The sequence below is a fragment of the Nocardia sp. NPDC056064 genome, assembly GCF_042266925.1.
Lineage (GTDB): Bacteria > Actinomycetota > Actinomycetes > Mycobacteriales > Mycobacteriaceae > Nocardia.
This window is the reverse complement of sequence record NZ_JBHJWO010000001.1, coordinates 1479664-1504378: the sequence shown is the minus strand read 5'-3', so window position 1 is coordinate 1504378 and position 24715 is coordinate 1479664. Positions and strand designations below refer to the sequence as shown.

At 68.7% G+C, this 24715-nt stretch carries 26 protein-coding genes; 14 read left to right on the top strand and 12 right to left on the bottom strand.

The window, feature by feature from the left end; genetic code table 11:
* The first annotated feature begins 130 nt into the window (after window positions 1–130).
* From ACFC06_RS06910 to ACFC06_RS06890, 5 genes are all read left to right on the top strand, one after another.
* Complete coding sequence (locus tag ACFC06_RS06910) at window positions 131–1381, top strand: ATP-binding protein (RefSeq protein ID WP_375928654.1); 1251 nt, start codon at window positions 131–133, stop codon at window positions 1379–1381.
* A 163-nt stretch (window positions 1382–1544) separates the two neighbouring features.
* Window positions 1545–2090: a DUF3558 domain-containing protein gene (locus tag ACFC06_RS06905; protein WP_375928652.1), complete on the top strand. Its 546-nt coding sequence runs from the start codon at window positions 1545–1547 to the stop codon at window positions 2088–2090.
* A 39-nt stretch (window positions 2091–2129) separates the two neighbouring features.
* Window positions 2130–2531: a hypothetical protein gene (locus ACFC06_RS06900; protein ID WP_375928650.1), complete on the top strand. Its 402-nt coding sequence runs from the start codon at window positions 2130–2132 to the stop codon at window positions 2529–2531.
* The gene (locus ACFC06_RS06895; protein WP_375928648.1) at window positions 2531–3901 is read left to right on the top strand and encodes a hypothetical protein; all 1371 of its coding nucleotides are present in this window, start codon (window positions 2531–2533) and stop codon (window positions 3899–3901) included. Before ACFC06_RS06900 ends, ACFC06_RS06895 begins: the two co-directional genes overlap by 1 nt.
* The gene (locus tag ACFC06_RS06890; protein ID WP_375928646.1) at window positions 3898–4731 is read left to right on the top strand and encodes an ESX secretion-associated protein EspG; all 834 of its coding nucleotides are present in this window, start codon (window positions 3898–3900) and stop codon (window positions 4729–4731) included. The genes ACFC06_RS06895 and ACFC06_RS06890 overlap by 4 nt, the downstream gene beginning before the upstream one ends.
* Window positions 4732–4754: 23 nt before the next feature.
* Here ACFC06_RS06890 and ACFC06_RS06885 read toward each other — a convergent pair whose 3' ends face one another.
* Entirely contained in the window at window positions 4755–5696 is a 942-nt protein-coding gene (locus ACFC06_RS06885) for a YbaB/EbfC family nucleoid-associated protein (protein ID WP_375928644.1), read from the bottom strand.
* A gap of 147 nt (window positions 5697–5843) precedes the next feature.
* Between ACFC06_RS06885 and ACFC06_RS06880 the strand changes: the two genes are divergently transcribed.
* From ACFC06_RS06880 to ACFC06_RS06865, 4 genes are read left to right on the top strand one after another with little or no spacing between them, the layout of a single operon-like run.
* Window positions 5844–6155: a hypothetical protein gene (locus tag ACFC06_RS06880; RefSeq protein WP_375928643.1), complete on the top strand. Its 312-nt coding sequence runs from the start codon at window positions 5844–5846 to the stop codon at window positions 6153–6155.
* Window positions 6152–7222, top strand: a complete 1071-nt coding sequence (locus tag ACFC06_RS06875) for a hypothetical protein (protein WP_375928642.1) — start codon at window positions 6152–6154, stop codon at window positions 7220–7222. Before ACFC06_RS06880 ends, ACFC06_RS06875 begins: the two co-directional genes overlap by 4 nt.
* Before the next feature lie 38 nt (window positions 7223–7260).
* Window positions 7261–7878, top strand: a complete 618-nt coding sequence (locus ACFC06_RS06870; protein ID WP_375928641.1) for a hypothetical protein — start codon at window positions 7261–7263, stop codon at window positions 7876–7878.
* Between the two features lie 55 nt (window positions 7879–7933).
* On the top strand, window positions 7934–8317 hold the full coding sequence (locus ACFC06_RS06865; RefSeq protein ID WP_375928639.1) for a hypothetical protein: 384 nt from the start codon (window positions 7934–7936) through the stop codon (window positions 8315–8317).
* A gap of 28 nt (window positions 8318–8345) precedes the next feature.
* On the opposite strand, the gene ACFC06_RS06860 is transcribed toward ACFC06_RS06865, so the two are convergent.
* Entirely contained in the window at window positions 8346–8879 is a 534-nt protein-coding gene (locus tag ACFC06_RS06860) for a hypothetical protein (RefSeq protein ID WP_375928637.1), read from the bottom strand.
* Window positions 8880–9068: 189 nt separating this feature from the next.
* Between ACFC06_RS06860 and ACFC06_RS06855 the strand changes: the two genes are divergently transcribed.
* Window positions 9069–9644: a dihydrofolate reductase family protein gene (locus tag ACFC06_RS06855; protein ID WP_375928636.1), complete on the top strand. Its 576-nt coding sequence runs from the start codon at window positions 9069–9071 to the stop codon at window positions 9642–9644.
* A 25-nt stretch (window positions 9645–9669) separates the two neighbouring features.
* Window positions 9670–10413, top strand: coding sequence for a hypothetical protein (locus ACFC06_RS06850; RefSeq protein WP_375928634.1), 744 nt, complete (start codon window positions 9670–9672; stop codon window positions 10411–10413).
* 7 nt (window positions 10414–10420) lie between these two features.
* Here ACFC06_RS06850 and ACFC06_RS06845 read toward each other — a convergent pair whose 3' ends face one another.
* From ACFC06_RS06845 to tkt, 6 genes are all read right to left on the bottom strand, one after another.
* Entirely contained in the window at window positions 10421–11143 is a 723-nt protein-coding gene (locus tag ACFC06_RS06845; RefSeq protein WP_375928632.1) for a PaaI family thioesterase, read from the bottom strand.
* Window positions 11144–11301: 158 nt separating this feature from the next.
* The gene (pgl, locus tag ACFC06_RS06840; protein ID WP_375928630.1) at window positions 11302–12093 is read right to left on the bottom strand and encodes a 6-phosphogluconolactonase; all 792 of its coding nucleotides are present in this window, start codon (window positions 12091–12093) and stop codon (window positions 11302–11304) included.
* Window positions 12086–12994 (bottom strand): glucose-6-phosphate dehydrogenase assembly protein OpcA, encoded by a 909-nt coding sequence (gene opcA, locus ACFC06_RS06835; RefSeq protein ID WP_375928628.1) that lies wholly within the window; start codon window positions 12992–12994, stop codon window positions 12086–12088. The genes pgl and opcA overlap by 8 nt, the downstream gene beginning before the upstream one ends.
* Window positions 12991–14562, bottom strand: coding sequence for a glucose-6-phosphate dehydrogenase (gene zwf, locus ACFC06_RS06830; RefSeq protein WP_375928626.1), 1572 nt, complete (start codon window positions 14560–14562; stop codon window positions 12991–12993). The genes opcA and zwf overlap by 4 nt, the downstream gene beginning before the upstream one ends.
* Before the next feature lie 4 nt (window positions 14563–14566).
* A complete protein-coding gene (tal, locus tag ACFC06_RS06825) occupies window positions 14567–15700 on the bottom strand; it encodes a transaldolase (RefSeq protein WP_375928624.1) in 1134 nt (377 codons plus the stop codon).
* A gap of 5 nt (window positions 15701–15705) precedes the next feature.
* Window positions 15706–17847, bottom strand: a complete 2142-nt coding sequence (gene tkt / locus ACFC06_RS06820) for a transketolase (RefSeq protein ID WP_375928622.1) — start codon at window positions 17845–17847, stop codon at window positions 15706–15708.
* A gap of 327 nt (window positions 17848–18174) precedes the next feature.
* Between tkt and ACFC06_RS06815 the strand changes: the two genes are divergently transcribed.
* A complete protein-coding gene (locus tag ACFC06_RS06815; RefSeq protein WP_375928620.1) occupies window positions 18175–19167 on the top strand; it encodes a heme o synthase in 993 nt (330 codons plus the stop codon).
* 57 nt (window positions 19168–19224) lie between these two features.
* On the opposite strand, the gene ACFC06_RS06810 is transcribed toward ACFC06_RS06815, so the two are convergent.
* Window positions 19225–20679: an FAD-dependent monooxygenase gene (locus ACFC06_RS06810; protein ID WP_375928618.1), complete on the bottom strand. Its 1455-nt coding sequence runs from the start codon at window positions 20677–20679 to the stop codon at window positions 19225–19227.
* A gap of 95 nt (window positions 20680–20774) precedes the next feature.
* On the opposite strand from ACFC06_RS06810, the gene ACFC06_RS06805 reads away from it, so the two are divergent.
* Window positions 20775–21377 (top strand): TetR/AcrR family transcriptional regulator, encoded by a 603-nt coding sequence (locus ACFC06_RS06805; RefSeq protein ID WP_375928616.1) that lies wholly within the window; start codon window positions 20775–20777, stop codon window positions 21375–21377.
* On the opposite strand, the gene ACFC06_RS06800 is transcribed toward ACFC06_RS06805, so the two are convergent.
* Both ACFC06_RS06800 and ACFC06_RS06795 read right to left on the bottom strand, forming a co-directional pair.
* Complete coding sequence (locus tag ACFC06_RS06800; RefSeq protein WP_375928614.1) at window positions 21371–22156, bottom strand: CPBP family intramembrane glutamic endopeptidase; 786 nt, start codon at window positions 22154–22156, stop codon at window positions 21371–21373. The two genes, ACFC06_RS06805 and ACFC06_RS06800, sit on opposite strands and share 7 nt — an antisense overlap.
* An 87-nt stretch (window positions 22157–22243) precedes the next feature.
* On the bottom strand, window positions 22244–23209 hold the full coding sequence (locus ACFC06_RS06795; protein WP_375928612.1) for a quinone oxidoreductase: 966 nt from the start codon (window positions 23207–23209) through the stop codon (window positions 22244–22246).
* 77 nt (window positions 23210–23286) lie between these two features.
* Here ACFC06_RS06795 and ACFC06_RS06790 point away from each other — a divergent pair, with 77 nt between their 5' ends.
* Window positions 23287–23655, top strand: a complete 369-nt coding sequence (locus ACFC06_RS06790; RefSeq protein WP_375928610.1) for a hypothetical protein — start codon at window positions 23287–23289, stop codon at window positions 23653–23655.
* A 61-nt stretch (window positions 23656–23716) separates the two neighbouring features.
* Here the strand turns inward: ACFC06_RS06790 and ACFC06_RS06785 are convergent, their stop codons facing one another.
* Window positions 23717–24688 (bottom strand): heme A synthase, encoded by a 972-nt coding sequence (locus ACFC06_RS06785; protein WP_375928608.1) that lies wholly within the window; start codon window positions 24686–24688, stop codon window positions 23717–23719.
* Window positions 24689–24715 lie beyond the last annotated feature (27 nt).

Genomic DNA, 24715 nt, shown 5'->3' with positions numbered 1-24715 from the left:
GGGCGACGCTCCGTGGTCGTCCAAGCGTGCATGGGGTGCGCGTCTATCCGTGCACGTCGATATCGGCCAGGCGTGCGTGGAACCTTCGGCTAAGTGTGCATACAGCGCGCTGAACTGCAATGATAGCCTGATGACCTCAGAATCGATTATCGCTCGAAATGTGCGCACCAACGTCAGCGAATCGCTGGATGACACGCGAGTGGTGGCGATTGCGGGTGCTCGGCAGGCGGGGAAGAGCACCCTGGCGCGCATCGTCGCTGCGCAGCGGGAGCCCGTCCGTGCGTTGACACTCGATGATCCGGTCACCCTGCGGGCGGCGCTCGAGGACCCGACCGGGCTCATCGAGCACGAGGGGCTGCTGGTCATCGACGAGGTGCAGCGTGCTCCGGGGTTGTTCTTGCCGATCAAAGCCGACGTGGATACCGATAGCCGGCCCGGCCGATACCTCCTCACAGGGTCCGCGCAGATACTGGCGCTGAAGGATCTGCCCGACGCACTGCCCGGTCGGATGGAGACGATCGAGCTGTGGCCGTTCTCCCAAGGCGAGCTGGAGAACGGTCCCGATCGGTTCGTCGATGCTGCGTTCGAACTCGGGCCGCGGTTGGGTCGTGACTCTGCGCTGAAACGGCGCGACTACCTCGACCGGGCAGTGGTCGGTGGTTTTCCGGAAGCGGTGCGGCGCACTGAGCGCCGGCGCGCGGCGTTCTTCGAGAACTACCTCGACACGCTCATCAAGCGTGATGTCAGCGAACTCGTCGCCGTCGAACGCCCCACTCAGGTGCGCAAGCTGCTCCAGCTGCTCGCCGCACGTGCCGGTGGTCTGCTGGTTCCTGGAACCCTGGCGGGGGACCTCGAAGTTCATCGCACCACGGTTGCCCGGTACCTGGGTTTACTCGAGGCGGTGTTTCTGATCAAGTCGATTCCCGCGTGGTCCGGCGGGCCGGCCTATCGCGCCACGGGCACGCCCAAATTGGCGTTCGTCGACACCGGAATCCTCGGTCACCTACTGGGCCAGAGCCCGAGCCGCCTCGCGGACCCCGGCGGGGCGGCCGGCACGGTCCTGGAGAACTTCGTGCTGATGGAGTTGGCACGGCAACTCACCTGGAACAGCGAGCGAGTCACACTGTGGCACTACAGGAACAAGGACAAGGTGGAGGTCGACGCCGTTCTCGAAGCGGCCGATGGACGAGTCGTTGGTATCGAGGTGAAGGCCGCTTCGACGCTGCAACGTCGGGACTTCTCTGGTCTGCATCATCTCGCCGCCCGGCTCGGTGATCGCTTCGTCGCAGGCTACGTTCTCTACACCGGCCAGCACTCGCTGCCCTTCGGTGACCGGCTCAGGGCGCTTCCGATCGATGCGCTCTGGCACTGTGCTCCTTGATGTCTTCCGCCTCGGCCGGATTGTGGAGATTCGGGAGGTTCTGTGGGTGGGGGTCGCGGTGTATTCTTGGCGCCGAACTGCGGTGCGCCGGGGGCGTAGTGGCGGGGGTTCGGCCTGTGGTGGTGGATGCCGCGCAGGCGCGGATGGGGATCTGAGGAGATTCGTGCGGAACGGTCGAGTATTGGGTGCGGCGCTTGCCGGGGTCTGCCTGCTGGGTGTCGTGGGATGTGACGAGACGGTCGACGGGACCGCTACCGCACCGACTACGACCGTGCGCGACATCGACGAGATCGAGGTCTACAACCCGTGCACCGAGCTCAGTGCTGATGTCTTGCGGGCGACGGGGGTCGATCCGGCGTCGAAGCGGACGGTGACGGATCCGCCGTCGGGGCCGGCGAGTTGGCGGGTGTGTTCGTGGTATCCGGAGGGGGATGCCTACGTCCTGACTGTTCTGTCGTCGAGTCATACGCTCGACGAGACGCGTGCCAAGGACACCGTGACCGACCTTCGTGAGGCGACGGTCAATGGTCGAACCGGGCTCGTGTTCCGTGAGAAGTCCCTTCCTACCGGATGCTATGTGGCGTTCGAAGCGGAGCAGGGAATGTTCGAAGTGTTCGTGGACTGGTTGATGAGCGATCAGCAAGATTCGGACACGTGCGCTATGGCGAACAAGCATGCCACGGACCTTGAACCACATCTTCCGAACTAGGTTCTGCTCGGTGAAGGAATCAATAGGGGGTGGGCGATAGTGGCCACTGGTATCGAGTCGGATATTGCGCAATGGAAAACACTGAAGCAGCAGGCTGTCGCTGGCGAGTTCAGCATGGAGAACGGAATAGGTGAGGCGCTCCGTGCTGCGTGCAGTACATATGCGACGAAGCTCGCCAAACTAAAAGCGGACGCCGGTCAGCTAGGCCATCTTTCCGGATACGGCGGCATTCCTTCTGCCGATGTCTTGAAACAGAAGTTCCAGAACAAGGCGATCAATGGCGAAGCCGACAACACATCCGACTCCGCGTTGAAGCGCTTGGAGCAACACATAGAAATCGCAGAACTCATGCGTGACACCTACGCCGCCGCCATCGGCAAACTCAAGGACTCCGACCAGAAGAGCGGCACCCAGCTCGGCCAGAAGGAAGGGGAGATCTGATGGTCTTCCCGTTCGCGGTGGCCCTCCCCGCCATCATCACCATCGGTGGCGCCAAGGTCTACGACAACTACTCCCAGTCCTCCGAGAACGCCGATCAGCAGAAGTCGCGGAATCAGGACGCGAACAACGAGTTCGGCAACGACAAGCAGGTCATCAGTACCGAGCGATCGATGTTGCAGGGGCGCTTCGACGGGCAGTATGCGGGGCAGAAGGTCACCAACCACGAAGACTTCGATCAGTGGTCGCATCAGGACATCTGGGATGCGTTGCAGGGCAACAACGGTAAGCCTGCCGTGAAGGCCAGTGACATCAACTCCGGTGCCAACGGGTGGCGGCGGCTCGACGAGGGGGAGGGCGGTAACGGCGGGATGCGGGAGGCCGTCAGTACCTTCCGCAAAGAAGTCGACCGTGCCATTCAGGATCACTGGCAGGGCAAGTCGGCCACGGCGGCGATGGAGAGTACGCGTGCCTACGGGACCGAGGCCGAGAAGCTCGCGCTGACCTTCGAGATGGTGGCCAACAGTATCGATCTGCTCGAAACGGCTCTGGGACACGCGAAAACGGCTGTCGGTGAACCGGAGGACGTGTCCGCCTTCGACAAGGCGGTCGCGATGATTCCGGGCACGGGGCTGCTGAAGACGGCGAAGTACCGGGCCGACGAGTCGTCGAAGGCGGCGCAGGAGGTGATGAAGACTGTGTATCAGCCTGTCGCGAAGGATGTCGACGAGCACACGCCGGTCCTCGCCCCTGCCGTGAGCACCTTCAAGTCCGACACGACCGATCCGGGCGGCGACAAGCCGAACAGCAAAGGCATCGACGATCCGTCGGACACCGACAAGCCGAAGACCACGACCACCCCGGAGACACCGACAACCCCGTCCGGGACGGACCCGGAAGACACCGATCCCGACGACACGGACGACACCGACGATCCGGAAGACACCGAGACCGAGACCCCGGAGACCACCGACCCGGACACCACCACGCCCGCGGGCACGACGCCGGACACCACGACACCGGCGGGTGTCACGCCGAGCACGCCCGGTGGCGGATCGCCACTGGGCACCGGTGGTAATCCCGGCGGCGGGTCGCCGGGTGGAACGCCGAGCGGGACACCCGCGGGCACCCCGGTCGCCGGAGTGCCCGGACAACCGGCAGGCACGGGGGCAGCGGCGCGCGGTGGCGCAGGCACGAGCAGCGGTCGCAACGGCATGCCGGGCATGGGCGGTATGGGCGCCGGTGGCGCGCGCGGCAAAGGTGACGACGACAGCGAGCACAAGATTCCCGACTACCTCATCCAGGATCGCGAGACCGAACTGCTCGGCGTGCAGCCGCGCGTGCTGCCGCCGGGTGGGGTGATCGGCGAATGACCGGGTCGACCTGGCAGATGGAAGGTCTCACCTTCACCATCGCCCTCGAAGCGCTCGGCCGCGACCGGCTGCCCTACCCGCTGAGCTGGTTCCCGCGCGATCTGGAGTTCCCCGGCGACCTCGAACGCAGTCGCGCCACCGCCGCGCAACGCCTCGCCGGACGGTTCGACGAGACGCTCTACAGCGCGCTCGCGGTGCTGCTCGAACCGGAGATGCGGATCGAAGTCTACGGGTTCTACGGGCCGGACCAGTCACAGGTGGTCCGGATCCATGCCGGAATCACCGGGCACACCGCCACTTTGGCCGTGCAGCGACCCGGCCCCACCCGCGAGTACGGCACCGACATCACGGTGAGCACCCATCAGTCGCATCGGATCGCGGCCGAGGTGATCGCCAGGGTGCCCAGGCTCTCGGCGGGGACGCACCGGCCGTTCCACGGACGGCGCAGCGATATGGAGCAGCAGACCTACGGGCGTCATCCCACCCGGCTCTCGCCCGTCGAGGAGATGCAGCGGTTCTTCCGGCGCGAACGCATCGGGATGGGGGAGATCACGGTGCTGCCCGGTTTCGCCCTCGACTCCAAGCCCACCGACGACGGTCGCGCCTTCCTCTGGCTCGACTACCCGAACGACGGCCGCTACCTGCTGCACGAGCTCAGCGCCGACGACATCTCCATCACGCCCGGCCCGCCGGACGAATTGCTGCGGCAGCTCCAGGAGCGGATCGACGCCACGATGCGCGCGCTGCGTCCGGCGCCGCGCGACACCTACTACGACGACGAGGACGATCCGGAAGCGGAGTACTTCCAGCGCAAGAGCTGGCTGGTGTGAGGGTGTCCCGCTGACAGTTGCGGTCAGCGGGGGTCGGACGACGGGAGGTTCCACCAGTCGGTCGACAGGGTGAGGTGGTCGTCCGGGGGCCAGCCCTCGTCGGTGAGGGTGGTGTCCTCCGCGGGTTCTCCCCAGGGGGTGATGTCGAGGTCCGGAGCCGGTTCAGTGGATTCGGGGGTCCGGGGTGCGGGCTGTTCGTCGGTGTTCGGGTGGGAGATCGGTGCGGTGGGTCCCGGCGGGGTGAATGTGGGCGCGGCTTCGGCGGGTGAGATTGATCGGTCGGGGCGCGGGGGTTCGCCAGGGGGTGTGGATCGGCGCGGCCGGTCGGTGGTCACCGCGGGCGTCGACAAGGGGCGTGGCCGGGTGATCGGGGCGAAGGTGACCGGGTCGAATTCGGAGAGACGGGCCGGTGCGGCAGGGCGTCGCGGGGGTCGGGCCGGGCGCGCGGCCGGTGCCGGGCGTGGGGCGGGCATCGGGGGCGCGGCCGGTGCCGGGGGCGGTTCGTGGCCGACAGCCGGTGCCCTGTCTGGCGCCGACGTGGGGCTGCGGTCCGGGTGAGCGGGTGGATTCCGTTCTTCCGGAGGGGCGGTGGTTGTCGTGGGTTCGGTCGTGGAAGGTGCTGTGGTGCCGGTGTTCTCGCCGCTCGGGCGAGGGCGGGCGAGCTTGTCGACGACGTCCTGTCTGTCCTCCTGGAGTCGCGGGTCGCTTCCCAGCGCCGCGACCGCTTCGCGCATGACCGCCGCCGCGTCCGCCACGGCTTCTCTGTGCAGGTCGACGATCATCGAAACCAGCAGCCGGGGGTCGAGATCGGCTCCGCCCTCGCCCAGTTCGACACTGTGCAGGGTGCCGTTGGCGCCCACCTCCACCCGCAGCTTGCCGTCGGCGCTGGTGGCCTTTCCTCTGGCGTCGGTGAGCGCACGCTGAAGCCGTTCGATGTGCCCGGAGACCGGATCGATATCCCCCATACCGCGCTACCTTCTCTACCCCGAATACTCCGGTGAGCCTATCGGGCCCGTGAGCAGCCGTCGACGTGCGCGTTCGATCTTGTTGCGCCGGTGCGCGGAGGCTCGCTAGCGTAGCCGTCGAACGCATGGCGAGAAACGGGGGAAAGCATGGCCGGCGCAACAGATCTGGATCTGGATCCGACACGGACACAAGAGCTCGCGACAACGTTGGGCAAGGCGCAGTCGGAACTGGCGACAGTGTTCACCGGGGAATCCGGTGACGCGGGGGTGACACTGCCGGGGACGAAGGTGCCGGACGCGGCGACGACGGCGATCGGCAAGGTGGCCAAGGCCGCGCAGACGCTGGTCGCCGAGTACGAGGCCTTGTCGAAGGCGACCTCGACGGCGGTGACGGAATTCCAGAGCAAGGACACCCAGAACGCCGGTGACCTGGGCGCGGCGCAGGCGGCGCTGGCATGACGACGCTCGGTATCGAGGAACAGAAGTCGCTGGCCGAAGCCGGGACACTGACGGTGGCACATGTCCTGAACTGGGACACCGCGACGTTGACCGCACGCGGCGACGCCTGGTCGACACAGGCTTCGTCGCTGACTTCCTTCGACGACACGCGATACCGTGTGGTGGACGCGAGCCGGGACTTCTGGACCGGTAGCGCGGCCGAGGCGATGCGGAGCAAGCACGAAGCGGTCCGCACCAGCACGAAGGCGTTCATCACGGCATTGCAGAACGGTGCCAGCGCCGCGCAAGCCGGTGCGAGCAGCTTGGAGTCGGCCAAGGGCGCGGTCGTGAACGCGGTGCGGGCCGCGCAGGCGAACGGTTACGAGGTCGGCGACGACGGCACGACCACGATCTCGGCGAGCACCCACCAGACCTTGCTGTCGCAGTTGGACGCGTCGTCGTATTCGACGGCCGCGGGAGCGTTGCAGGTGGACGCGGACGCGTCGACGACGGCAGTCAAGCAGGCGCTGGAGAACGCGCGAACGGCGGCGAGCACGGTCCAGGCGGAGATCGAGAAGGCGTTCGCGACGCTGCCGGACGGGGACCCGGCAATCGTTCTCGGCGCGCCCCAGGTGAGCACCTCCCCGAGCTTGAACACTGTGTACGCCCAGACGACCGACAATCCCTATCCCGACGCGAATGCCGAGAACGGTGCGCGGATGCCGGTCGAGTCGCCGCGGACTGTCCAGCTCGATCCAAACAAGTACACGACCGACTGGACGCCATGGGACCAGACCTGGTCGGTGCCGAGCGGAAGCATCAACGAGGGGACGAGCTATCGGGTTCGGCTCGTCGAGATGACGGAAAAGGAAATCTACAACAACGACGGCAAATCCATGATCGTGTGGGAGCCGAAGTATGAGATCCAGGAGCAGAAGATGGTCGTGCCGATCACCGGCGGCCAGGGCTACCCGGTGGCGATGCCGCCCGGAGAGTGGCGCTCCGCGTCGATCGACGAGGTCATGACCGTGCAGCGGAACAGTCCGACGACGTTGAACATCCCCGATCCCACCAAGGACATCAAGTGAGGGGCGGTCTGTTGGCGGCTGTCCTGGCCGTCGCGGCGGTGGTGTCGGCGGCGTGTGGATCCGATGACGGTGGCGGTGTCGATCCGCTGGCGGCGTTGCCGTCGTTGACGGATTTTCCGGCCGGTTACTCCATGATCGGGAATCCGGAATCCTTCGCGTCGGCGTTGCCCGGGCCGGGGGAACGATTGGCGTTCACCGATGAGCGGTGCCGGAAGCTGATCGAGCCGCCTGCGGGCGCGGGCGCGGGGGAGTCGGTGTCCTCGGGAGTGGGGTCGGCGGTGTATCTCGTGTATGTCGTCGACGCGGAACAATCGGTCGGCGACTTCGCGGACGCGGCGCGGGACTGCCGTGAGATCGGCGCGAGTTCGGAGCGGCAGACATTGGCGCTGACACAGGGGACTGCGCCGGAGGCCGGGGCGGACGCCATCGGATATCGCTACGCCGGTAGCCAGGGTGTGCGCGGGGCCGGTCAGCCGCTGGTGGAGACGCCGATGGTGCAGGAACGACTGGTGGGACAGGTCGGAGACCGGATGGTCACCGCCTCGGTGACCATATTGTCGCGGACCGGTGAGGTCGTGACCGATGCGCGGATCCAGGCCGAATCCGAGGTTCTGCGAGCGGTTTTCGATCGCACGGTGGAGCGTCTTCGCGACTGATGGTGAGGTGGTCGCTGGATCGATGCTACGGAGGGGTAGAGGCATGGAACGTGATATGGCCGCGCTGACCGGACGAGAGCGTGATTTCTTGGATGCCGCTCTCGCGAGCTGGGTGGGGATCTCGACACGGGCGCCGATTCCGGTTCGGGCGCTCGGGTATGCGGATCGGGAAGAGTTCTATCGAGATATCGGCAGGTTGCGTGGAGCCGTTGCCGATGGGGAGCGGCTGCCGGAGATCGACACGGCCAAGGTGCTTTTTCTGAGTGAGCTGGCGTTCGGGAGTGAACTGTTCGGTGCCGGTACCGAGTTCCGGATGGTGAGTACGTTTTCCGATGCGGAGGGGCTCGTGGTGCTGCGTACTCTTCAGCGCAAATTGTTCACGAGGCACGGGGCGCAAGTCTTGTTCAATGCTGAGCTCTACGCACCGCGAGTCGAGTGAGGAGAACCGCCGGGTGATCCTCGTCCTGTCAGGATGACGGGTAGGGCCGTCTCGTGTACTCGTCTTCGGTGTAGAGGGCGAAGCCGGCGAGGCAGTAGTCGCGTTCCGGGAAGCCGAAGTTCAGGGTTCCCCACGGTTGCCAGGATGTCCACACATAGCGTTCCTCCAGGGAATGGCCGCGCGGCATGTTCGTCTTCTCGATGTCGGGGTAGTGCGTTTTCACCTCGTCGAGGCTGATGCACCGGGGTTCGTCGATTTCCAGGTGGGTGAAGGCCCAGGTGCCGTCGGGGCGGCTGACACTGGTTACTTCCTCGATGGGGATGCCGCCGATGGCGACGACCGGGCCGATATCGCGGCGTCCGGTGCCTTCCAGGCGGGTGTTGTACAGCGCGTTGATCTTCTCGTTCGTCAGCGGAGCTTGGGCGGTGGTGGCACTGATCAGGCTCCAGAGATCGGTCGGCTGGATGGTGGTCGTTGCTTCGGGAGTCGCGTCGTTCCCGGAGGCGCAGCCGCTGATGGGCAGGATGAGTGAAAGTGCAGCGCATAAGACGATCTTCCTCATCGGCGGATCGCACCGCATTGATCATGGTCGTGCATATTTCCCCGTTTCCCCCGTGGAACCTTCGTGCGTCACGCTAGCGGCGCCCATATGCTGGCGCAACAGGGGAGCGATTCGGGCTCCGGGCTGCGATGAATATCGGTGGGGGTGGTCGTCTGTATTCGTAGACGATGGACAACCGAGGAGAGTGTCATGGCTGCTACGTATACGTTCGATGTGTTTTCGAGTCTCGATGGGTTCGGTGGGGTGAGTGGGGGTGATTGGGGTGGTTACTGGGGGAAGCAGGGGCCGGAGTTGTTGGAGCATCGGCTTTCGTTGTATGGCGGGGAGCAGCGGATGGTGTTCGGGGCCAATACTTATCGGGCATTTCGGGAGATTCTGGCGTCCGGGGAGGAGTCGGTGCGGGATGCGTGGGTGACGAAGATGCGGAATCTGCCTGCGACGGTGGTGTCGACGACATTGCGTGGGCCGTTGGATTGGCCGGATGCGACGGTGGTGAGTGGGGATGCGGTGGATGTCGTCGCGCGGTTGAAGGACGAATCGGGGGTGCCGTTGCGGTCGCATGGGAGTTTGTCGATGAATCGGGCGTTGCTGGCGGCGGGGTTGGTGGATCGGGTGCAGGTGACGATTTTCCCGGTGATCACGGGGAAGACGGGCGACGCTGCGATCTTCCGTGGGGCGGCGGATTTCGATCTCGAGTTGCTGGAGAGCCGGACGCTCGACGGTGATATCCAGGAGCTCGTCTATCGGCCGACCCTGCATCGCTGATCGCCGGGTGGCAGGATGGCCAGGCGTGAGAACGGCGTCATCGCCCGACTGGCTCGGCCGGTATCGAGACGGGCAGCGGGAACAGGTCTGGCATGAACTGCGGCAGCTGGGCGGCACGATCCACGACACCGCATTCGCCGGGGAAGCGCAGCTGGTCTGTGACGAGATGGCGCTGCGGGCCCGGCGCAATATCGAGGTGATCGTCGAGCGGCTGACCGAGAGCGGCTACCGATTTCACACCAACGACGACGACCAGGTGCCCGTGGTGCCGTTCATCCCGGCGACCGAGAATGCCGCCGAGCACGCGCGCTGGCTCGGGGAGCGGTTCGGTGCCGTGCCCATGACGCTGCTGTCGTGGGTGCGGCTGGTCGGGGACGTGTGGCTGGTCGGTACGCATCCGGACTGGCCGGAGTCGTCGTCGGGGGATCCGCTGGTGATCCAGGTCGAAGGGGCGCACCATCCTGAATCGTCGATCCGCGAATTCTTCGCCGAGGAGTACGAGAGGTGGAGTGAGTGGGACTCGGGAACGCGGTTCGTGCTGCCGCTCGCGCCGGATCGGCTGCACAAGGAGAACGTCAGTGGGGGAGGGCCGTATGGGATCGGGTTGCCGGACGGGTGTGTGGACGGGCTGTTCGTCGGCGAATCGACCATGCCGTTCGTGGCGTATCTGAATCGGGTGTTCGACCAGGGTGGGTTCCCCTGGCCGACGGGGTCGCCCGAGCAGTGGCGGGTGCGTCACGCGCTCCGCGCGGACATGCTGCCCTTGTGATCGTGCGTCAGGCGCGCGGGGCGACCCAGAGGGCCTCGGCCACCGCGCAGAGGTCGCCGTCGCGGGTGGAGAGGGCGACGCCGACGGTGTGTTTGCGGCCTTCGTGGTGGATCGGCCAGGCGTGGGCGATGTAGTCGGCGCCCACGGGGGCGGGGCGGAGCTGGGTGGCGGTGAGGGCGGCGGTGACGGCGCCCTTGGCCATGCCCTGGTGGACCCAGGCGGCGATGCCGCCGGGGCAGTCCAGGGCGGACCAGATGATTTCCGGGGGGAGGTGGCCGGTCTCGTCGGCAAGGCGAGGGTCGGGGGTCCAGGCGGCGGCCATGAGCTGGCTGTCGGGGACGGCCCAGGGGAACAGGCGCAGGCCGTTGCCGGGGGCGCATTCGACGCCGCAGCCGAAGCAGTCGGTGACGGGGCGTTTCGGGCTGGTGAGGGCGGCCTCGGTGGCGGCGCCGGCGACGGACCAGGAGGGGACCGGTGGCGGGGTGAGGTCGAGGGTGGCGGGGGTGGCCTGGGCGAGCAGGGTGCCCTCGGTGTCGACCAGGGCGGTGTGGCCGGGGTCGCCCGCGGTCAGGGCGAGCGGGGTGTCGACGGGGACGGCGCGGCGGAAGTCGACGCGGACGGTCTCGGCGCCGGATCGGCGGGCCAGCAGGCCGGCGACGTAACCGCCGAAGGCGACCTGCGGGTAGCCGTGCACATGGTCGGGGAAGGTCACTGCTTCGGTCTGGATCATGCTGCTGGAGTCACCCTTCCGGCCGGTCGAACGTCATCGACCATACCGAGTGGGTCGGCGGCCACCGACCGGGCGGGTGCCGAGGTGCCGCGCAGACGGAGCGATGCCGGGCTGGTGGTGCCGGGCCGTGATGGGCCCGGCACCGGAATACCTGAGGGTCAGTCGTCCTCGTGGTCGAGCAGCAGGTCGGTGGCGGCGGCCTCGTCGATGACCCAGGTGGTGGAGTCGATGCCGACAGCACCGGCGGAGGGGACGTCGTCGGGGGAGGCGCCGTTGACGGCGGCGGCGACCGCGGCGGCCTTGCCGACACCGCTGACCACGAGCATGACGTGGCGGGAACGGTGGATCGCGGGCAGGGTCAGGCTGACCCGGGTCGGCGGCGGCTTCGGGCAGTCGTGCACGGCGACGACGTAGTCGGTCTGCTCGCGGATCGCGGGGGAGTGCGGGAACAGCGAGTCGATGTGGCCCTCGGGGCCCATGCCGAGGACGGTGAGGTCGAACTCGCCGCGCTCGTCGAGCTCGGTGTGGATGAGCTGGGCGTAGGCGGCGGCGGCCGCCTCGGGGGAGCCGTAGGTGCCGTCGGAGGCGGCGATCGGGAAGACGTGGGCCGGGTCGAGCGGGACGTGGTCGAGCAGGGCCTGGCGGGCCTGCAGTTCGTTGCGGTCGGCGTCGCCGTCGGGGACGAAACGCTCGTCGCCCCAGTAGACGTAGAGCTGGGACCAGTCGATGGCCCCGGGATCGCGGCGGACACATTCGAGCAGGCGGATGCCGTCGCTGCCGCCGGTCAGCGACACCGAGGCGGTGCCGCGTTCGGCCTGCGCGGCGACGATCACGTCGACGAAACGTTCGGCGGCGGCATCGGCGAGCTGGTCGGGGTCGTCGTGGACCTCGACGGTGTTGGCGGGGAACTCGGCGCCGAGCTCGTCGTGCACGTCGATGCGCTCACTCATAGGTCACCTTCTCGATTCCGGCGAGCGCCTCGGCGTAGATCTCGTCGGCGTCGAGACGCCGCAGTTCTTCGGCGAGGCAATCGCGAGTTTCCCGGCGCGCCAGCGCAATTCGCTGATCGGGTTCGCCGGTTCGGGTCAGCGTAGCGGTCCTTCCCAACTGCGGACGAGCGATGGCGATCGAATCGGAGCCGCGGTGCAACTCCACCCGCAGCTCACCCGTCTTGCGGATGACGGGACAACTCAGCCGCGCGGCCAGCCACCCGGCGAGGGTGTCGAGCGCGGGCTCCTCGGCCAGCCCCGACACCGTCACCGCGGTGACGGGGGCGAACGGCGGTTCGTCCAGCGCGGCGGCCAGCAGCGCGCGCCAGTAGGTGATGCGGCTCCACGCCAGATCGGTGTCGCCGGGCGCGTAGGAGTAGCGGCGCTTCTTGATGGCGGCCTGCGGATCGGGGGCGAAGGTGGCGTCGGTGATCCGGCGCTTGGCCAGCCTGCCCACCGAGTCCTGCGACGGGAATTCCGGGGCGCCGCGCGGCCACCACGCCACCACCGGGGTGTCGGGCAGCAGGAACGGGGTGACGACGCTGCTCTCGTGGTTCACCAGCGGGCCCTGCAGCCGCAGCACGATGACCTCGGCCGCGCCGGCGTCCCCGCCGACGCGGATCTGGGCGTCGAGCCGGGTCTCGGCGTCGCGGTCGCCGCGGGCCAGCACGATGACGCGGCAGGGGTGTTCGCGGCTGGCGTCGTTGGCGGCGTCGATCGCGTCCTCGGCCTCGGAGGAGTCCAGGGTGCAGACCACCAGGGTGAGCACGCGGCCCTGGGTGATCACACCGTTGGTCTCGCGCAGCTGCACCATGCGTTTGGCGACGGCGATGGTGTCGGTGTCGGGCATGTCGACGATCACGGGCGCCGCCATTCCCGCCCGCTGCGCGCGAGCATCTCATCGGCCGAGACGGGACCCCAGGTGCCCGCCTCGTAGGGTTCGGGTTTGCCCTCGGCGGCCCAGTGCGCGAGCACGGGATCGAGGATGCGCCAGGACAATTCGACCTCGGCGTTGACCGGGAACAGCGACGGCACCCCGAGCAGCACGTCGAGGATGAGCCGCTCGTAGGCCTCGGGGGAGGACTCGGTGAACGCCTCGCCGTAGCTGAAGTCCATGTTCACATCGCGCACTTCCATGCTCGACCCGGGGACCTTGGAGCCGAAGCGCAGGGTGATGCCCTCGTCCGGCTGGACCCGGATGACCAGGGCGTTCTGGCCGAGTTCCTCGGTCATGGTCTGGTCGAAGGGCAGATGCGGGGCGCGCTTGAACACCACGGCGATCTCGGTGACCCGGCGGCCCAGGCGTTTGCCGGTGCGCAGATAGAACGGCACACCCGCCCAGCGGCGGTTCTCCACGTGCAGGGTGATGGCGGCGTAGGTCTCGGTGCGCGACTGGGGGTCGAAACCCTCTTCCTCGTGCAGGCCGACGACGTGTTCGCTGCCCTGCCAGCCCTCGGTGTACTGGCCGCGCGCGGTGGTCTCGTCCAGGGGTTCGACGAGTTTGGTGGCGGAGAGCGCCTTGATCTTCTCGGCGGTGAGCTGCATCGGCTCGAAGGAGGTGGGCTCCTCCATGGCGGTGAGTGCGAGCAGTTGCAGCAGGTGGTTCTGGATGACGTCGCGGGCGGCGCCGATGCCGTCGTAATAGCCCGCGCGACCGCCCAGGCCGATGTCCTCGGCCATGGTGATCTGCACGCTGTCGACGTAGTTGGCGTTCCAGATCGGTTCGTAGAGCTCGTTGGCGAAGCGCAGCGCCAGGATGTTCTGCACCGTCTCCTTGCCGAGGTAGTGGTCGATGCGGAAGACCTGCTCCTCGGGGAACACCCGGTTGACCAGGGCGTTGAGTTCCTTGGCGCTGTCGAGATCGTGGCCGAAGGGCTTCTCGATCACCACGCGGCGCCACGGCAGGTAGCCGTCGGGGGCGGTGTCGGCGGGCTTGGCCAGGCCGTGTTCGGAGAGCTGGTCGAGCACCACCGGGAACATGTTCGGCGGGATCGACAGGTAGAAGGCGTAATTGCCGCCGGTGCCGCGTTCGGCGTCGAGCGTGCGCAGGGTCTCGGCGAGGGTGGCGAAGGCGACGTCGTCGTCGAAGCTGCCCTGGACGAACCGCAGCCCTTCCATCAGGCGGTCCCAGACCTCCTGGCGGAAGGGCGTGCGGGCGTGCTGTTTGACCGCGGCCAGCACGACCGCGGCGAAGTCTTCGTCGGCGTAGTTGCGCCGGGCGAAGCCGACCAGAGCGAAACCGGGAGGCAGCAGCCCCTGGTTCGCCAGGTCGTAGATGGCCGGCATCAGCTTCTTACGGGACAGATCTCCGGTGACACCGAAGATCACCAGGCAGCACGGGCCCGCGATGAAGGGGACCCGTTTGTCGCGTTCGTCGCGCAGCGGGTTCTGCCACAGCCCCGCCTGATCCGTCGATGCTGTGCCGGCCATCGGGTCAGTTGCCCCCCGCCGCCGCGGTCAGTTCGGCGGTGGTGGCCTCGATCAGCTCGCCCCACGCGGACTCGAACTTGTCGACGCCCTCGCGCTCGAGCAGGGCGAACACATCGTCCAGGTCGATGCCGACGGCGGCCAGGTCGGCGAAGACCTGGGCGGCCTCGACCGCGTGCCCGCTGAGCGTGTCGCCGCGGACCGCACCGTGGTCGGCGAAGGCCTCGAGGGTCTTCTCCGGCAGGGTGTTGACCGTGTTCGGGCCGACCAGCTCGGTGACGTAGAGGGTGTCGGAGTAGTCCGGGTTCTTCACCCCGGTCGACGCCCACAGCGGCCGCTGCCGGTTGGCGCCCTGGGCGGCGAGGTGGTTGTAGGTGGAGGTGTGCGCGCCACCGTCGAACACGTCCTGGTACTCGGCGTAGGCCAGCCGGGCGTTGGCCACGCCCGCCTTGCCGCGCAGCGCCAGCGCCTCGGGGGTGCCGATCGCGTCGAGACGCTTGTCGATCTCGGTGTCCACGCGGGAGACGAAGAACGAGGCGACCGAGTGGATCCGGGCCAGGTCGTGGCCGCCGATCTTGGCGTTGCGCAGGCCGTCGAGGTAGGCGCCCATCACCGCGCGGTAGCGCGGGACCGAGAAGATCAGCGTGACGTTGACGCTGATGCCCTCGCCGATCACCGAGGTGATGGCGGGCAGGCCCGCCTCGGTGGCCGGGATCTTGATGAACAGGTTCTTGCGGTCGACGATCTTCCACAGCTCGATCGCCTGGGCGACGGTCTTGTCGGCGTCGAAGGCGAAGCGCGGGTCGACCTCGATGGAGACCCGGCCGTCCACGCCGCCGGTCTGCTCGAAGACCGGGGCGAGCACGTCGCAGGCGGCGCGCACGTCGTCGGTGGTCATGGTGCGGATCGCGGCGTCGGCGTCGGCGCCCTGGGCCGCGAGTTCACGCAGCTGGGTGTCGTAGCCGTGGCCCTTGCTGAGGGCGGCCTGGAAGATGCTCGGGTTGGTGGTGACCCCGACGACGCCACGGGTCGCGATCAGCTCGGCGAGATTGCCGGAGTCGATCCGATCGCGGGACAGATCGTCGAGCCACACCGAGACCCCCGCGGCCGAGAGCGCGGCGAGATTCTCGTTCTGTGCCATGGTCTTTACCCCTTCACCTTGTCGAGCGAACGCTGCGCGGCGGCGACGACGGCATCGGCGGTGACACCGAACTCGCTGTAGAGCTTCTTGAAGTTCGCCGACGCGCCGAAGTGCTCGATCGAGACGATCTCGCCCGCGTCACCGACGAACCGGTACCACGGCATCGCGATCCCGGCCTCGACGACGACCCTGGCGCGCACCGCGGGCGGGAAGACCTCGTCGCGGTAGTCCTGGTCCTGCGCGTCGAACCACTCCACACACGGCATCGAGACCACGCGGGTCGGGATGCCCTGCTCCTCCAGCGTAGTGCGCGCGGCGACGGCGAGCTGCAGCTCCGAACCGGTGCCGACGAGGATCACCTGCGGGGTGCCGGTGGACGCCTCGGCCAGCACGTAGCCGCCCTTCTTGACGCCCTCGTAGCTGGTGCCCTCGAGGGTGGGCACGTCCTGGCGGGTCAGCGCCAGCGCGGACGGGCCGTCCTGGTGCGGGGTGTCGTAGGTGTGGAAGTGCGAGGTGTGCTCGTCGGAGTCACGCTCGAGGATGGTGCGCCAGGCGTAGGTGGTCTCGTTGGCGTCACCGGGGCGGACCACGTTCAGGCCCGGGATGGCGCGCAGCGCGGCCAGGTGCTCGATCGGCTGGTGGGTGGGGCCGTCCTCGCCCAGGCCGATGGAGTCGTGGGTCCACACATAGATCGAGGGCACCCGCATGAGCGCGGCCAGACGCACGGCCGGGCGCATGTAGTCGGAGAACACCAGGAAGGTGCCACCGTAGGGGCGGGTCGGGCCGTGCAGCGCGATGCCGTTGAGGATCGAGCCCATGGCGTGCTCGCGGATGCCGAAGTGCAGGGTGCGCCCGTAGGGCTGCGCCTTCCACATGCCGGTGGAGATCGACTCCGGGCCGAAGCTCGGCTGGTTGGGCATGGTGGTGTTGTTGGACTCGGCCAGGTCGGCCGAACCGCCCCACAGCTCGGGCAGCACATCGGCGACCGCGGCCAGGAACTTGCCGGAGGCCTTGCGGGTGGCCATACCCTTCGGGTCGGGCTCGAAGGTCGGCAGTTCCTCGGTCCAGCCCGCGGGCAGCGAGCGGGTCTGCAGGCGGTCGAACAGGGCCTTGTTCGACGGGTGCGCCGCGGCCCACGCGTCGAAGTCCTGCTGCCAGGCCGCCTTGGCCTCGGTGCCGCGGATCTGGGCCTTGCGGGTGTGCTCGATGACGGCCGGGTCGACGTCGAAGGACTTCTCCGGGTCGAAGCCCAGCGCCTTCTTCACCGCGGCCACCTCGTCGGCGCCCAGCGCGGCGCCGTGCACGCCACCGGTGTTCATCTTGTTCGGGGCCGGGAAGCCGATGATGGTGCGCAGGATGATGATCGACGGCTTGTCGGTCACCGCCTTGGCGGCCTCGATGGCGGCCTCGATCGCGACGACGTCCTCGCCGCCCTCGACGGTCTGCACGTGCCAGCCGTAGGCCTCGTAGCGCGCGGCCACGTCCTCGGTGAAGGCGATGTCGGTGTCGTCCTCGATGGAGATCTCGTTGTCGTCGTAGATCACCACGAGGTTGCCCAGCTGCTGGGTGCCCGCGATCGAGGAGGCCTCGGCGGTGACGCCCTCCTGCAGGTCGCCGTCGGAGGCGATGGTGTAGATGAAGTGGTCGAACGGGCTGGTGCCCGCCGGGGCGTCCGGATCGAACAGGCCGCGCTCACGCCGGGCCGCCATCGCCATGCCGACGGCGGAGGCCAGGCCCTGACCCAGCGGGCCGGTGGTGATCTCGACGCCGTCGGTGTGGCGGAACTCGGGGTGGCCGGGGGTCAGCGAGTCCCACTGGCGCAGCTGCTCGAGGTCGGTGAGCTCGAGGCCGAAACCGGCCAGGTAGAGCTGCACGTAGAGGGTGAGGCTGGAATGCCCACAGGACAGGACGAAGCGGTCGCGGCCGACCCAGCGCGGCTCGGTCGGGTCGTGACGCATCGTGCGCTGGAAGAGCGTGTAGGCGACCGGCGCGAGACTCATCGCGGTGCCCGGGTGGCCGTTGCCCGCCTTCTGCACCGCGTCGGCGGCGAGTACACGGGCCGTGTCGACGGCCTTGGTGTCCAGGTCCGTCCAGTCGCTGGGGTAGTTCCGCTGAGTGAGGGCGCGAATGTCGTCTGTGACTGACACGACCGTGGTTCTCCTGACCTAGGTTTCGTCGACGGCGATACATGGCAGCGGCGATGGTGTCTGGATCCGGATCGCACGCGGCCGGGGTGCGTACCGATGTACAGGAATACCCTAGAGGTGCTGCTATACCGAACCGGCGCGAACCCTGGGTGTGAGTGTAGGCCCGTTCCCGGCACGCGGGGGATGGTGACCACCCGCACGGTCGCGGGGCCCTGGCGCGGAGCGGCGTCGGCGTGGGTCTACCATCGTCTGTAGTAGTGGCCGCGCCGCAGCCGCGCGCTGCTCGTTCCATTGCCGGATGAGAAGCACAGCGTGCGAGGAGAAACAGTGCGGATCGGTCACCAGCCGGGTAGTAGCGGTGCGCACGGTAGCTCGTCGACGGCGCTGGCCGATCGCCTCGCCGGCGACAGCCTGGGCGCGCGGATCGTGCGCAAGCCGCTGGCCTACATCGCGCTCACCAAACCCCGCGTCATCGAGCTGCTGCTCGTGGCCACCATCCCGACGATGCTGCTGGCCGACCGCGGCAACGTCGACATCCGGCTGATCCTGGTCACCCTGTTCGGTGGCTGGATGGGCGCGGCCAGCGCCAACACCCTCAACTGTGTCGCCGACGCCGACATCGACAAGGTGATGAAGCGGACCGCGCGCCGCCCGCTGGCCCGCGACGCGGTGCCCACCCGCAACGCCTTCGTCTTCGGCGTGACGCTGGGCGCGCTGTCGTTCGCCTGGCTGTGGTGGCAGGCCAATCTGCTCAGCGGCGTGCTCGTCGTCGCGACGATCCTGTTCTACGTCTTCGTCTACACCAAGGGCCTCAAGCGCCGGACCTCGCAGAACGTGGTGTGGGGCGGCGCGGCCGGGTGCATGCCCGCCCTGGTCGGCTGGTCGGCGGTGACCGGCACCATCGGCTGGCCCTCGCTGGTGCTGTTCGCGGTGATCTTCTTCTGGACGCCGCCGCACACCTGGGCGCTGGCCATGCGCTACAAGGAGGACTACCGCGCGGCGGGCGTGCCGATGCTGCCGGTGGTGGCGACCGAGCAGGTGGTCACCAAGCAGATCGTCATCTACACCTGGCTGACCGTGCTGGCCACGCTGGCGCTGGTGCCCGCGACGGGTGTCATCTACGCGGCGGTCGCGCTGGTGGCCGGTGCCTGGTTCCTGCTGATGGCCCACCAGCTCTACGCCGGGGTGCGCCGCGGGGAGTCGGTCAAGCCGCTGCGGCTGTTCCTGCAGTCGAACAACTACCTGGCGGTGGTGTTCTGTGGTCTGGCCGTGGACTCGGTGCTCGGGTGGGACACCGTGGGCAGCTTCTTCGGGCTCTGATTCTTCGAGACGAACCGATGGCCGGGCCGGGTGCCCGGCCATCGGTCGTTTCCGGGGTCACCAGCGCCGGGCGAGGTGGCCGTCCGGGCGGATGAGGACGTGGGCCCCGGGGTGGGCCGCGTAGGCGGTGAAGGCGTGTCCGTCGGTGTCGACGAGGGCGCCGGGAACGTTGTTGCCGGTACCCGTCCGGTGGATCTCGACGGTGCGGATCTCGCCGAAGAGCGGGCCGCTGTCGGTGGGGGAGGCCGGTGGTTCGCCGGGGTTCGCCGGTGCGAAGCGGAGCAGGGTCGCGTGGGGGCCGCGGAAGACGTCGAACAGGCGGATCGGGCGGCCTTGCACGTCGTGCAAGGGTGCGTCGGGTGCGCGGTCACCGGCGACGAGCGGGCCGTGGTCGGTGGGGGAGCGGTAGCTGATGTCGAGCTGGCGGGTCTCGGGGCCGCGGGCCATCGCGTCCTCGGCGCCGTCGACCAGCTTGTCCAGGAGTTCGGTGCTCAGGCCGAGGATGCGGGCGGCCACCGCGCGGCGCTCCGGTTCGTAGGTGTCCAGTGGCGCCGGGTCGCCGTGCAGGGCGGCGGCGAGTTTCCAGCCGAGGTTGTAGGCGTCCTGGACGCCGGTATTGAGGCCCTGGCCGCCGGTGGGCGGGTGCACGTGCGCGGCGTCGCCCGCGAGCAGTACCCGGCCTGCGCGGAACCGTTCGGCCAGCCGGATGTTGGGGCGCCACACGGTGATCCAGCGCAGATCGCTGAGCTCGGCACCGGCGCCGGGCGCGTGCCGGTCCATCAACTCCTGGAGGGCGGCCAGGTCGGGCTCGCGATCCTCGGCCAGGGGCGCGGCGAACTGGAACAGGCGGCCGCCGGGCAGCGGTGACAGGGCGATGCCGTCGGTGGGCCGGTCGGCGGACGCGGCGAACCAGTAGCCGTACTCGTGATCGAGGGCGTCGGCGCGGACGTCACCGAGCAGCATGCGCAGGGACTCGTCGGTGCTGCCCGCGAAGGCGATGCCCAGGCGCTTGCGGACCGTGCTCGCGCCGCCGTCGGCCCCGACCAGGTAGGCGGCGCGGATCGTCTCACCGTGCTGGAGAGTGACCGTGACGCCGGTGTCGTCCTGGGTGAAATCGGTGACCGCCGTACCGAATTCGACGGTGACGCCGAGTTCGGCGAGCCGGGCCCGCAGGATGGCCTCGGTGTCGGATTGGCCGAGGACCCAGGCGTTCGGGTAGGGCACGTCCGGTGTCGGGGCGACGGGTTCGGCCATCCGGCGCTCGCCCACCGGGGTGCCGCCGAAGTAGGCGCGCATGATCGGCAGATCGCGCCCGGCGGCCAGGACTGCGTCGAGCACGCCGAGGTCGTCGAACACTTCCAGGGTGCGCGGCTGGATGCCGTCGCCGCGCGAACCGGCGAACGGCACGGCGGCCCGGTCGACGATGCGTACCGCGACGCCGCGCCGGGCCAGATCGAGGGCGAGGGTGAGCCCGGTCGGGCCCGCTCCGGTGACAACTACCTGGTCGGACATGGGAAAGCCTCCGAGACTCTTGAATGAATCACAATTCAGTGAATGTGAATTCAGTTTCACTCTTGGTACCGTCTGCTGTCAAGGAGGTGGCATCGGTGGCAGGCAGCAGGCGCGAGAAATCGGCGGAGACCGAGCAGGCGCTCAAGGACGCGGCGCGCGAACTGTTCGCCGAACGCGGCTATCTGAACACCAAGATCACCGACATCACCGCGGCCGCCGGACGTGCGGCGGGCTCGTTCTACAACCACTTCGCCGGCAAGGAAGAGCTGCTCCAGGCCCTGCTGGGCGACCTGGCCGCCGCCAGTGACGAGCGGGCGGCCGACCCCGCCCACCTCGCGGACTTCACCGATCCGGCGGCGGTGCGCTACCACGTGCGCGGGTACTGGACCTTCGCGCGGGCGAACGCCGCGGTCTTGCGGGCGATGGAGGAGGCCGCGCAGGTCAGCCCGGACTTCGCCCGCGTGATCGCGGGTTTCGGCGCCGAGCAGCGCGCCGACATCGCCGACCACGTGGCGGAATTCCCCGCGCGCGGACTCGCCCTCCCCGGCACCGTGGACGCCAGCCTGGCGATGATGTTCGCCGCCGTGGACGGCATGCTGCGCATGGTGCGCGAGGGCGCGGTGACCCTCACCGACGAGGAGGCGATCGAGTCGATCACCCGCTTCGTCTACCGCGGGCTCACCGGCCGCGACTACTGAGTCGCGCCCACCGGTTCGATAGCGCGGCGCTTGACCAGCAGGATGATCGCGAGCACCGGATAGAGCAGGATCGGCAGCAGGGTGCCGGGGTAGAAGGTCTGGTCCGGCAGGATCGCCACGCCGCTGAGCAGGGCGAAGTCGAACAGGCCGTGGATGACCGAGTTGAGGGCGTTACCCCGGCTGACCCGGCGGATCAGGTAGAAGAAATAGCCCGCCAGGCTGACGATGATCGCCTGTGGCAGCGCCGAGAGACCGTGCCCGATCGCATTGGTCAGGTGTACGGCGCCGAAGACGACGCTCGACCACAGCGCCACGCGGCCCTCGGTGAGTCCGTGCGCACGCAGCACCGTCACGCCGATGCCGCGGAAGATGCCCTCCTCGCCCCAGCCGACGAACTGGGTGGCCACCAGCAGCACGAGGACATAGACCCAGCCCTTCTCGGCCAGCGCGCCGTAGTCGATCCCGGCGGCGATGGCGACCACGAACACGATCGGCACCACCCACACCCAGGGCCGGGTGGGCCGGTCGTCGTGCAGGACCGGCCGCAACCAGCCGAGGTAGGTGATGACGCCGTAGGTGAAGGCGAGTGCGGCGCCGAGCGGGAGGATCATGCCGAAGACCACGCCGCGGGTGGTGAAGAAATCGTCCTCGCCGGACAGATGTTCCAGCGCGAGTCCGCCGAGCTGGATGATCGCCAGGTAGACCACGACGATCACGGCGAACATCGGATAGCTCAGGCGCCGGACCGTGCCCGGGGCCGCTGAGGTGGGCGTGCTCATGGACCGAATGTAGAGGCGCGGTGCCGGATCGCGGACGGGACGCGCCCGCGATCCGCCCCGGTCAGTGCCGTGCCGGCCGCGGGCGGCTCACGGCAGCAGGACGATCGAGCCGGTGGTGCGGCGGGCCGCGAGCTCGGTGTGCGCCCGCGCGGCGTCGGCGAGCGGGAAGGTGGCGCCGATCCGGAAATCGAGCGTGCCCGCGGCGATGCCGTCGAAGACATCGGTGGCGCGCCAGAGGAATTCGGCCCGGTCACGGGTGTAGGCGCCCAGGGACGGACGGGTCAGCCAGACGGAACCGGCGGCATTGAGACGCTGCGGGTCGAACGGCGGGACCGCGCCGCTGGCCCCGCCGAACAGGGCCAGGGTGCCGCGCACCCGCAGCGAGGCCAGGCTCGCGTCGAAGGTGCTCGCGCCGACGCCGTCGTAGACCGCGGCGACACCCGCGCCGCCGGTCAGCGCGCGGACGCGGTCGGCCAGGTCGTCGCCGTAGCGCAGCACCTCGGCGGCGCCCGCCGCGCGGGAGAGCTTCTCCTTGTCGTCGGTGGAGACGGTGGTGATCACCCGGGCGCCCTTGGCGGCGGCCATCTGGGTGAGCAGCAGGCCCACTCCGCCCGCGCCCGCGTGGATCAGCACCGGGTCACCCGGCTCGGGACGGAACACCGATTCGACCAGGTAGTGGGCGGTCATGCCCTGTAGGAGGGCGGCGGCGGCCACGGTCGGCTCGACGCCCTCGGGCACCCGCACCGCGACGTCGGCGTCGACGGCCACCTTCTCGGCGTAGCTGCCCGGAGCCGACGCCCACGCCACCCGGTCGCCCACGGCGAACCCGGTGACCTCCGCGCCGACCGCCGCCACGATGCCGGTGCCCTCGGAGCCCGGGATGTACGGCGTCGCCTGTGGATACAGGCCGGTGCGGAAATAGGTGTCGATGAAGTTCACGCCGATGGCCTGGGTGTCGACCAGCAGCTGACCGGGCCCGATCCGCGGGTCGGGCAGCTCCACCGATCGCAGGACCTCGGGACCACCGTGCTCGGAAACCTGAATGGCGCGCATGAGTCTCCTTTGTACACCCCCGTGTTCGACACCACTCGGGGGTGGACTCGCGACTACCGGCCGGTAAACTCTCGCCCATGAGTGCTACCACCGACGCCCCGGCCGCCGTGCGGGTGCCCGCCGAGGTCGAGAAGTCCGTCGCGAAGTTCGTCGCCGAGCACGGTGGTTCGGGCACGGCCGTGCTGCAGTACATCGGTGAGCAGGGCGTGCGCATCACCCTGGTCGGGTCCGACGGCATCCTCGGCGACCGCGTGGTGGCCGATATGGCGACCGCCAAGGCGCTGGTCGAGAAGGTCGACGGGCTGGCAGAGACCGACGAGTGGAGCCGTGAGCTGGGCTCGATCGTCACCCCGCTCAAGTCGCACTGGAAGAAGATGGCCGGCTGGGTGGCCCATCAGAAGCGCTTCCCGAAGGCGCGCAACGCCGACGTCTTCGCCGGCGCGTAGGCGTCCGAGACGAGAACAGCCCGCGATCTCGCCGGAGATCGCGGGCTGTCGTCGTTGTGGGTCAGGAAGCGGCCGGTACCGCCGCCGCGGGCACGTCGATCCGTTCGCGGGTGCGCAGCGAGGCCCACAGTGCGGCGGTCGCCGCCGTGCACGCCGCGGCGCCGCCGACATGGATCGCGACCAGCGCGGCGGGCACATCGGTGAAGTACTGGACGACGCCGACCAGCGCCTGCGCGACGACGAGGCCGAGCACGACCCACAGCCGTGTGCGGATCGCGGGGGTCATCCCGACGGCGTAGAGGCCGAAAGCCAGCCCGATCAGCAGCGCGAGGTAGCCGACCAGCAGCTGCGAGTGCAGGTGCACCAGGGGGACGATCTCAACCTGCAACCGTTCGACCTGGCGCTCGATGCTCTTGTCGCCCGCGTGCGGACCGGCGCCGGTGACCAGCGTGCCCGCGGCGAGCACGCCCGCCAGCGCGACGCCGCTGAGCGCCGTCAGCCAGCGCAGGGGAGCGGGGACCTGCACGGTCTCGACACCGTCGTCGGGCTCGCCGATCTTGGCGTAGAGCACCACCGCCAGCCACACCATGACCATCGAGGCCAGCAGGTGCACCGCGACGGTCCACCACAGCAGACCGGTGCGCACGGTGATGCCGCCGATGATCGCCTGCACGACGGTGCCGCCGGGCATCAGCCACGCGTAGGCGAGCACCTCCTTGCGCCGCCGCGCGCGCACGACCGCCAGCACGATCAGCGCCGCGCACAGCGTCACCGCGAAGGTGAGCATGCGGTTGCCGAACTCGACGGTCTGATGGATGATCGGCACCTCCGACACCCCGACCGGGGTGAAGCTGCCGGGGAAGCATTGCGGCCAGGTCGGGCAGCCCAGGCCGGAGGCGGTGACGCGCACGACGGCGCCGGTCACCGAGATCCCGGCCTGGCTGAGGATCACCGCGAAGGCGATGAGCCGCTGCACCCGCAGCGAGGGGAGCGGAAGCCGGTCGACGAGTCCCAGGAAGGCGCGATACAGCACGTCATGATGGTACTGGCCGCGGATTCC

Excerpts from the sequence above, each read along its gene's own strand:
- ACFC06_RS06880 (WP_375928643.1), top strand. The coding sequence starts at position 5,844 with ATGGCCGGCGCAACAGATCTGGATCTGGATCCGACACGGACACAAGAG.
- tal (WP_375928624.1), bottom strand. The coding sequence starts at position 15,700 with ATGGCACAGAACGAGAATCTCGCCGCGCTCTCGGCCGCGGGGGTCTCG.
- ACFC06_RS06790 (WP_375928610.1), top strand. The coding sequence starts at position 23,287 with ATGAGTGCTACCACCGACGCCCCGGCCGCCGTGCGGGTGCCCGCCGAG.
- ACFC06_RS06895 (WP_375928648.1), top strand. The coding sequence starts at position 2,531 with ATGGTCTTCCCGTTCGCGGTGGCCCTCCCCGCCATCATCACCATCGGT.
- ACFC06_RS06885 (WP_375928644.1), bottom strand. The coding sequence starts at position 5,696 with ATGGGGGATATCGATCCGGTCTCCGGGCACATCGAACGGCTTCAGCGT.
- ACFC06_RS06800 (WP_375928614.1), bottom strand. The coding sequence starts at position 22,156 with ATGAGCACGCCCACCTCAGCGGCCCCGGGCACGGTCCGGCGCCTGAGC.
- ACFC06_RS06795 (WP_375928612.1), bottom strand. The coding sequence starts at position 23,209 with ATGCGCGCCATTCAGGTTTCCGAGCACGGTGGTCCCGAGGTCCTGCGA.
- ACFC06_RS06875 (WP_375928642.1), top strand. The coding sequence starts at position 6,152 with ATGACGACGCTCGGTATCGAGGAACAGAAGTCGCTGGCCGAAGCCGGG.
- ACFC06_RS06860 (WP_375928637.1), bottom strand. The coding sequence starts at position 8,879 with ATGAGGAAGATCGTCTTATGCGCTGCACTTTCACTCATCCTGCCCATC.
- ACFC06_RS06810 (WP_375928618.1), bottom strand. The coding sequence starts at position 20,679 with ATGTCCGACCAGGTAGTTGTCACCGGAGCGGGCCCGACCGGGCTCACC.
- ACFC06_RS06890 (WP_375928646.1), top strand. The coding sequence starts at position 3,898 with ATGACCGGGTCGACCTGGCAGATGGAAGGTCTCACCTTCACCATCGCC.
- ACFC06_RS06865 (WP_375928639.1), top strand. The coding sequence starts at position 7,934 with ATGGCCGCGCTGACCGGACGAGAGCGTGATTTCTTGGATGCCGCTCTC.
- ACFC06_RS06845 (WP_375928632.1), bottom strand. The coding sequence starts at position 11,143 with ATGATCCAGACCGAAGCAGTGACCTTCCCCGACCATGTGCACGGCTAC.
- ACFC06_RS06910 (WP_375928654.1), top strand. The coding sequence starts at position 131 with ATGACCTCAGAATCGATTATCGCTCGAAATGTGCGCACCAACGTCAGC.
- ACFC06_RS06855 (WP_375928636.1), top strand. The coding sequence starts at position 9,069 with ATGGCTGCTACGTATACGTTCGATGTGTTTTCGAGTCTCGATGGGTTC.
- zwf (WP_375928626.1), bottom strand. The coding sequence starts at position 14,562 with ATGGCCGGCACAGCATCGACGGATCAGGCGGGGCTGTGGCAGAACCCG.
- pgl (WP_375928630.1), bottom strand. The coding sequence starts at position 12,093 with ATGAGTGAGCGCATCGACGTGCACGACGAGCTCGGCGCCGAGTTCCCC.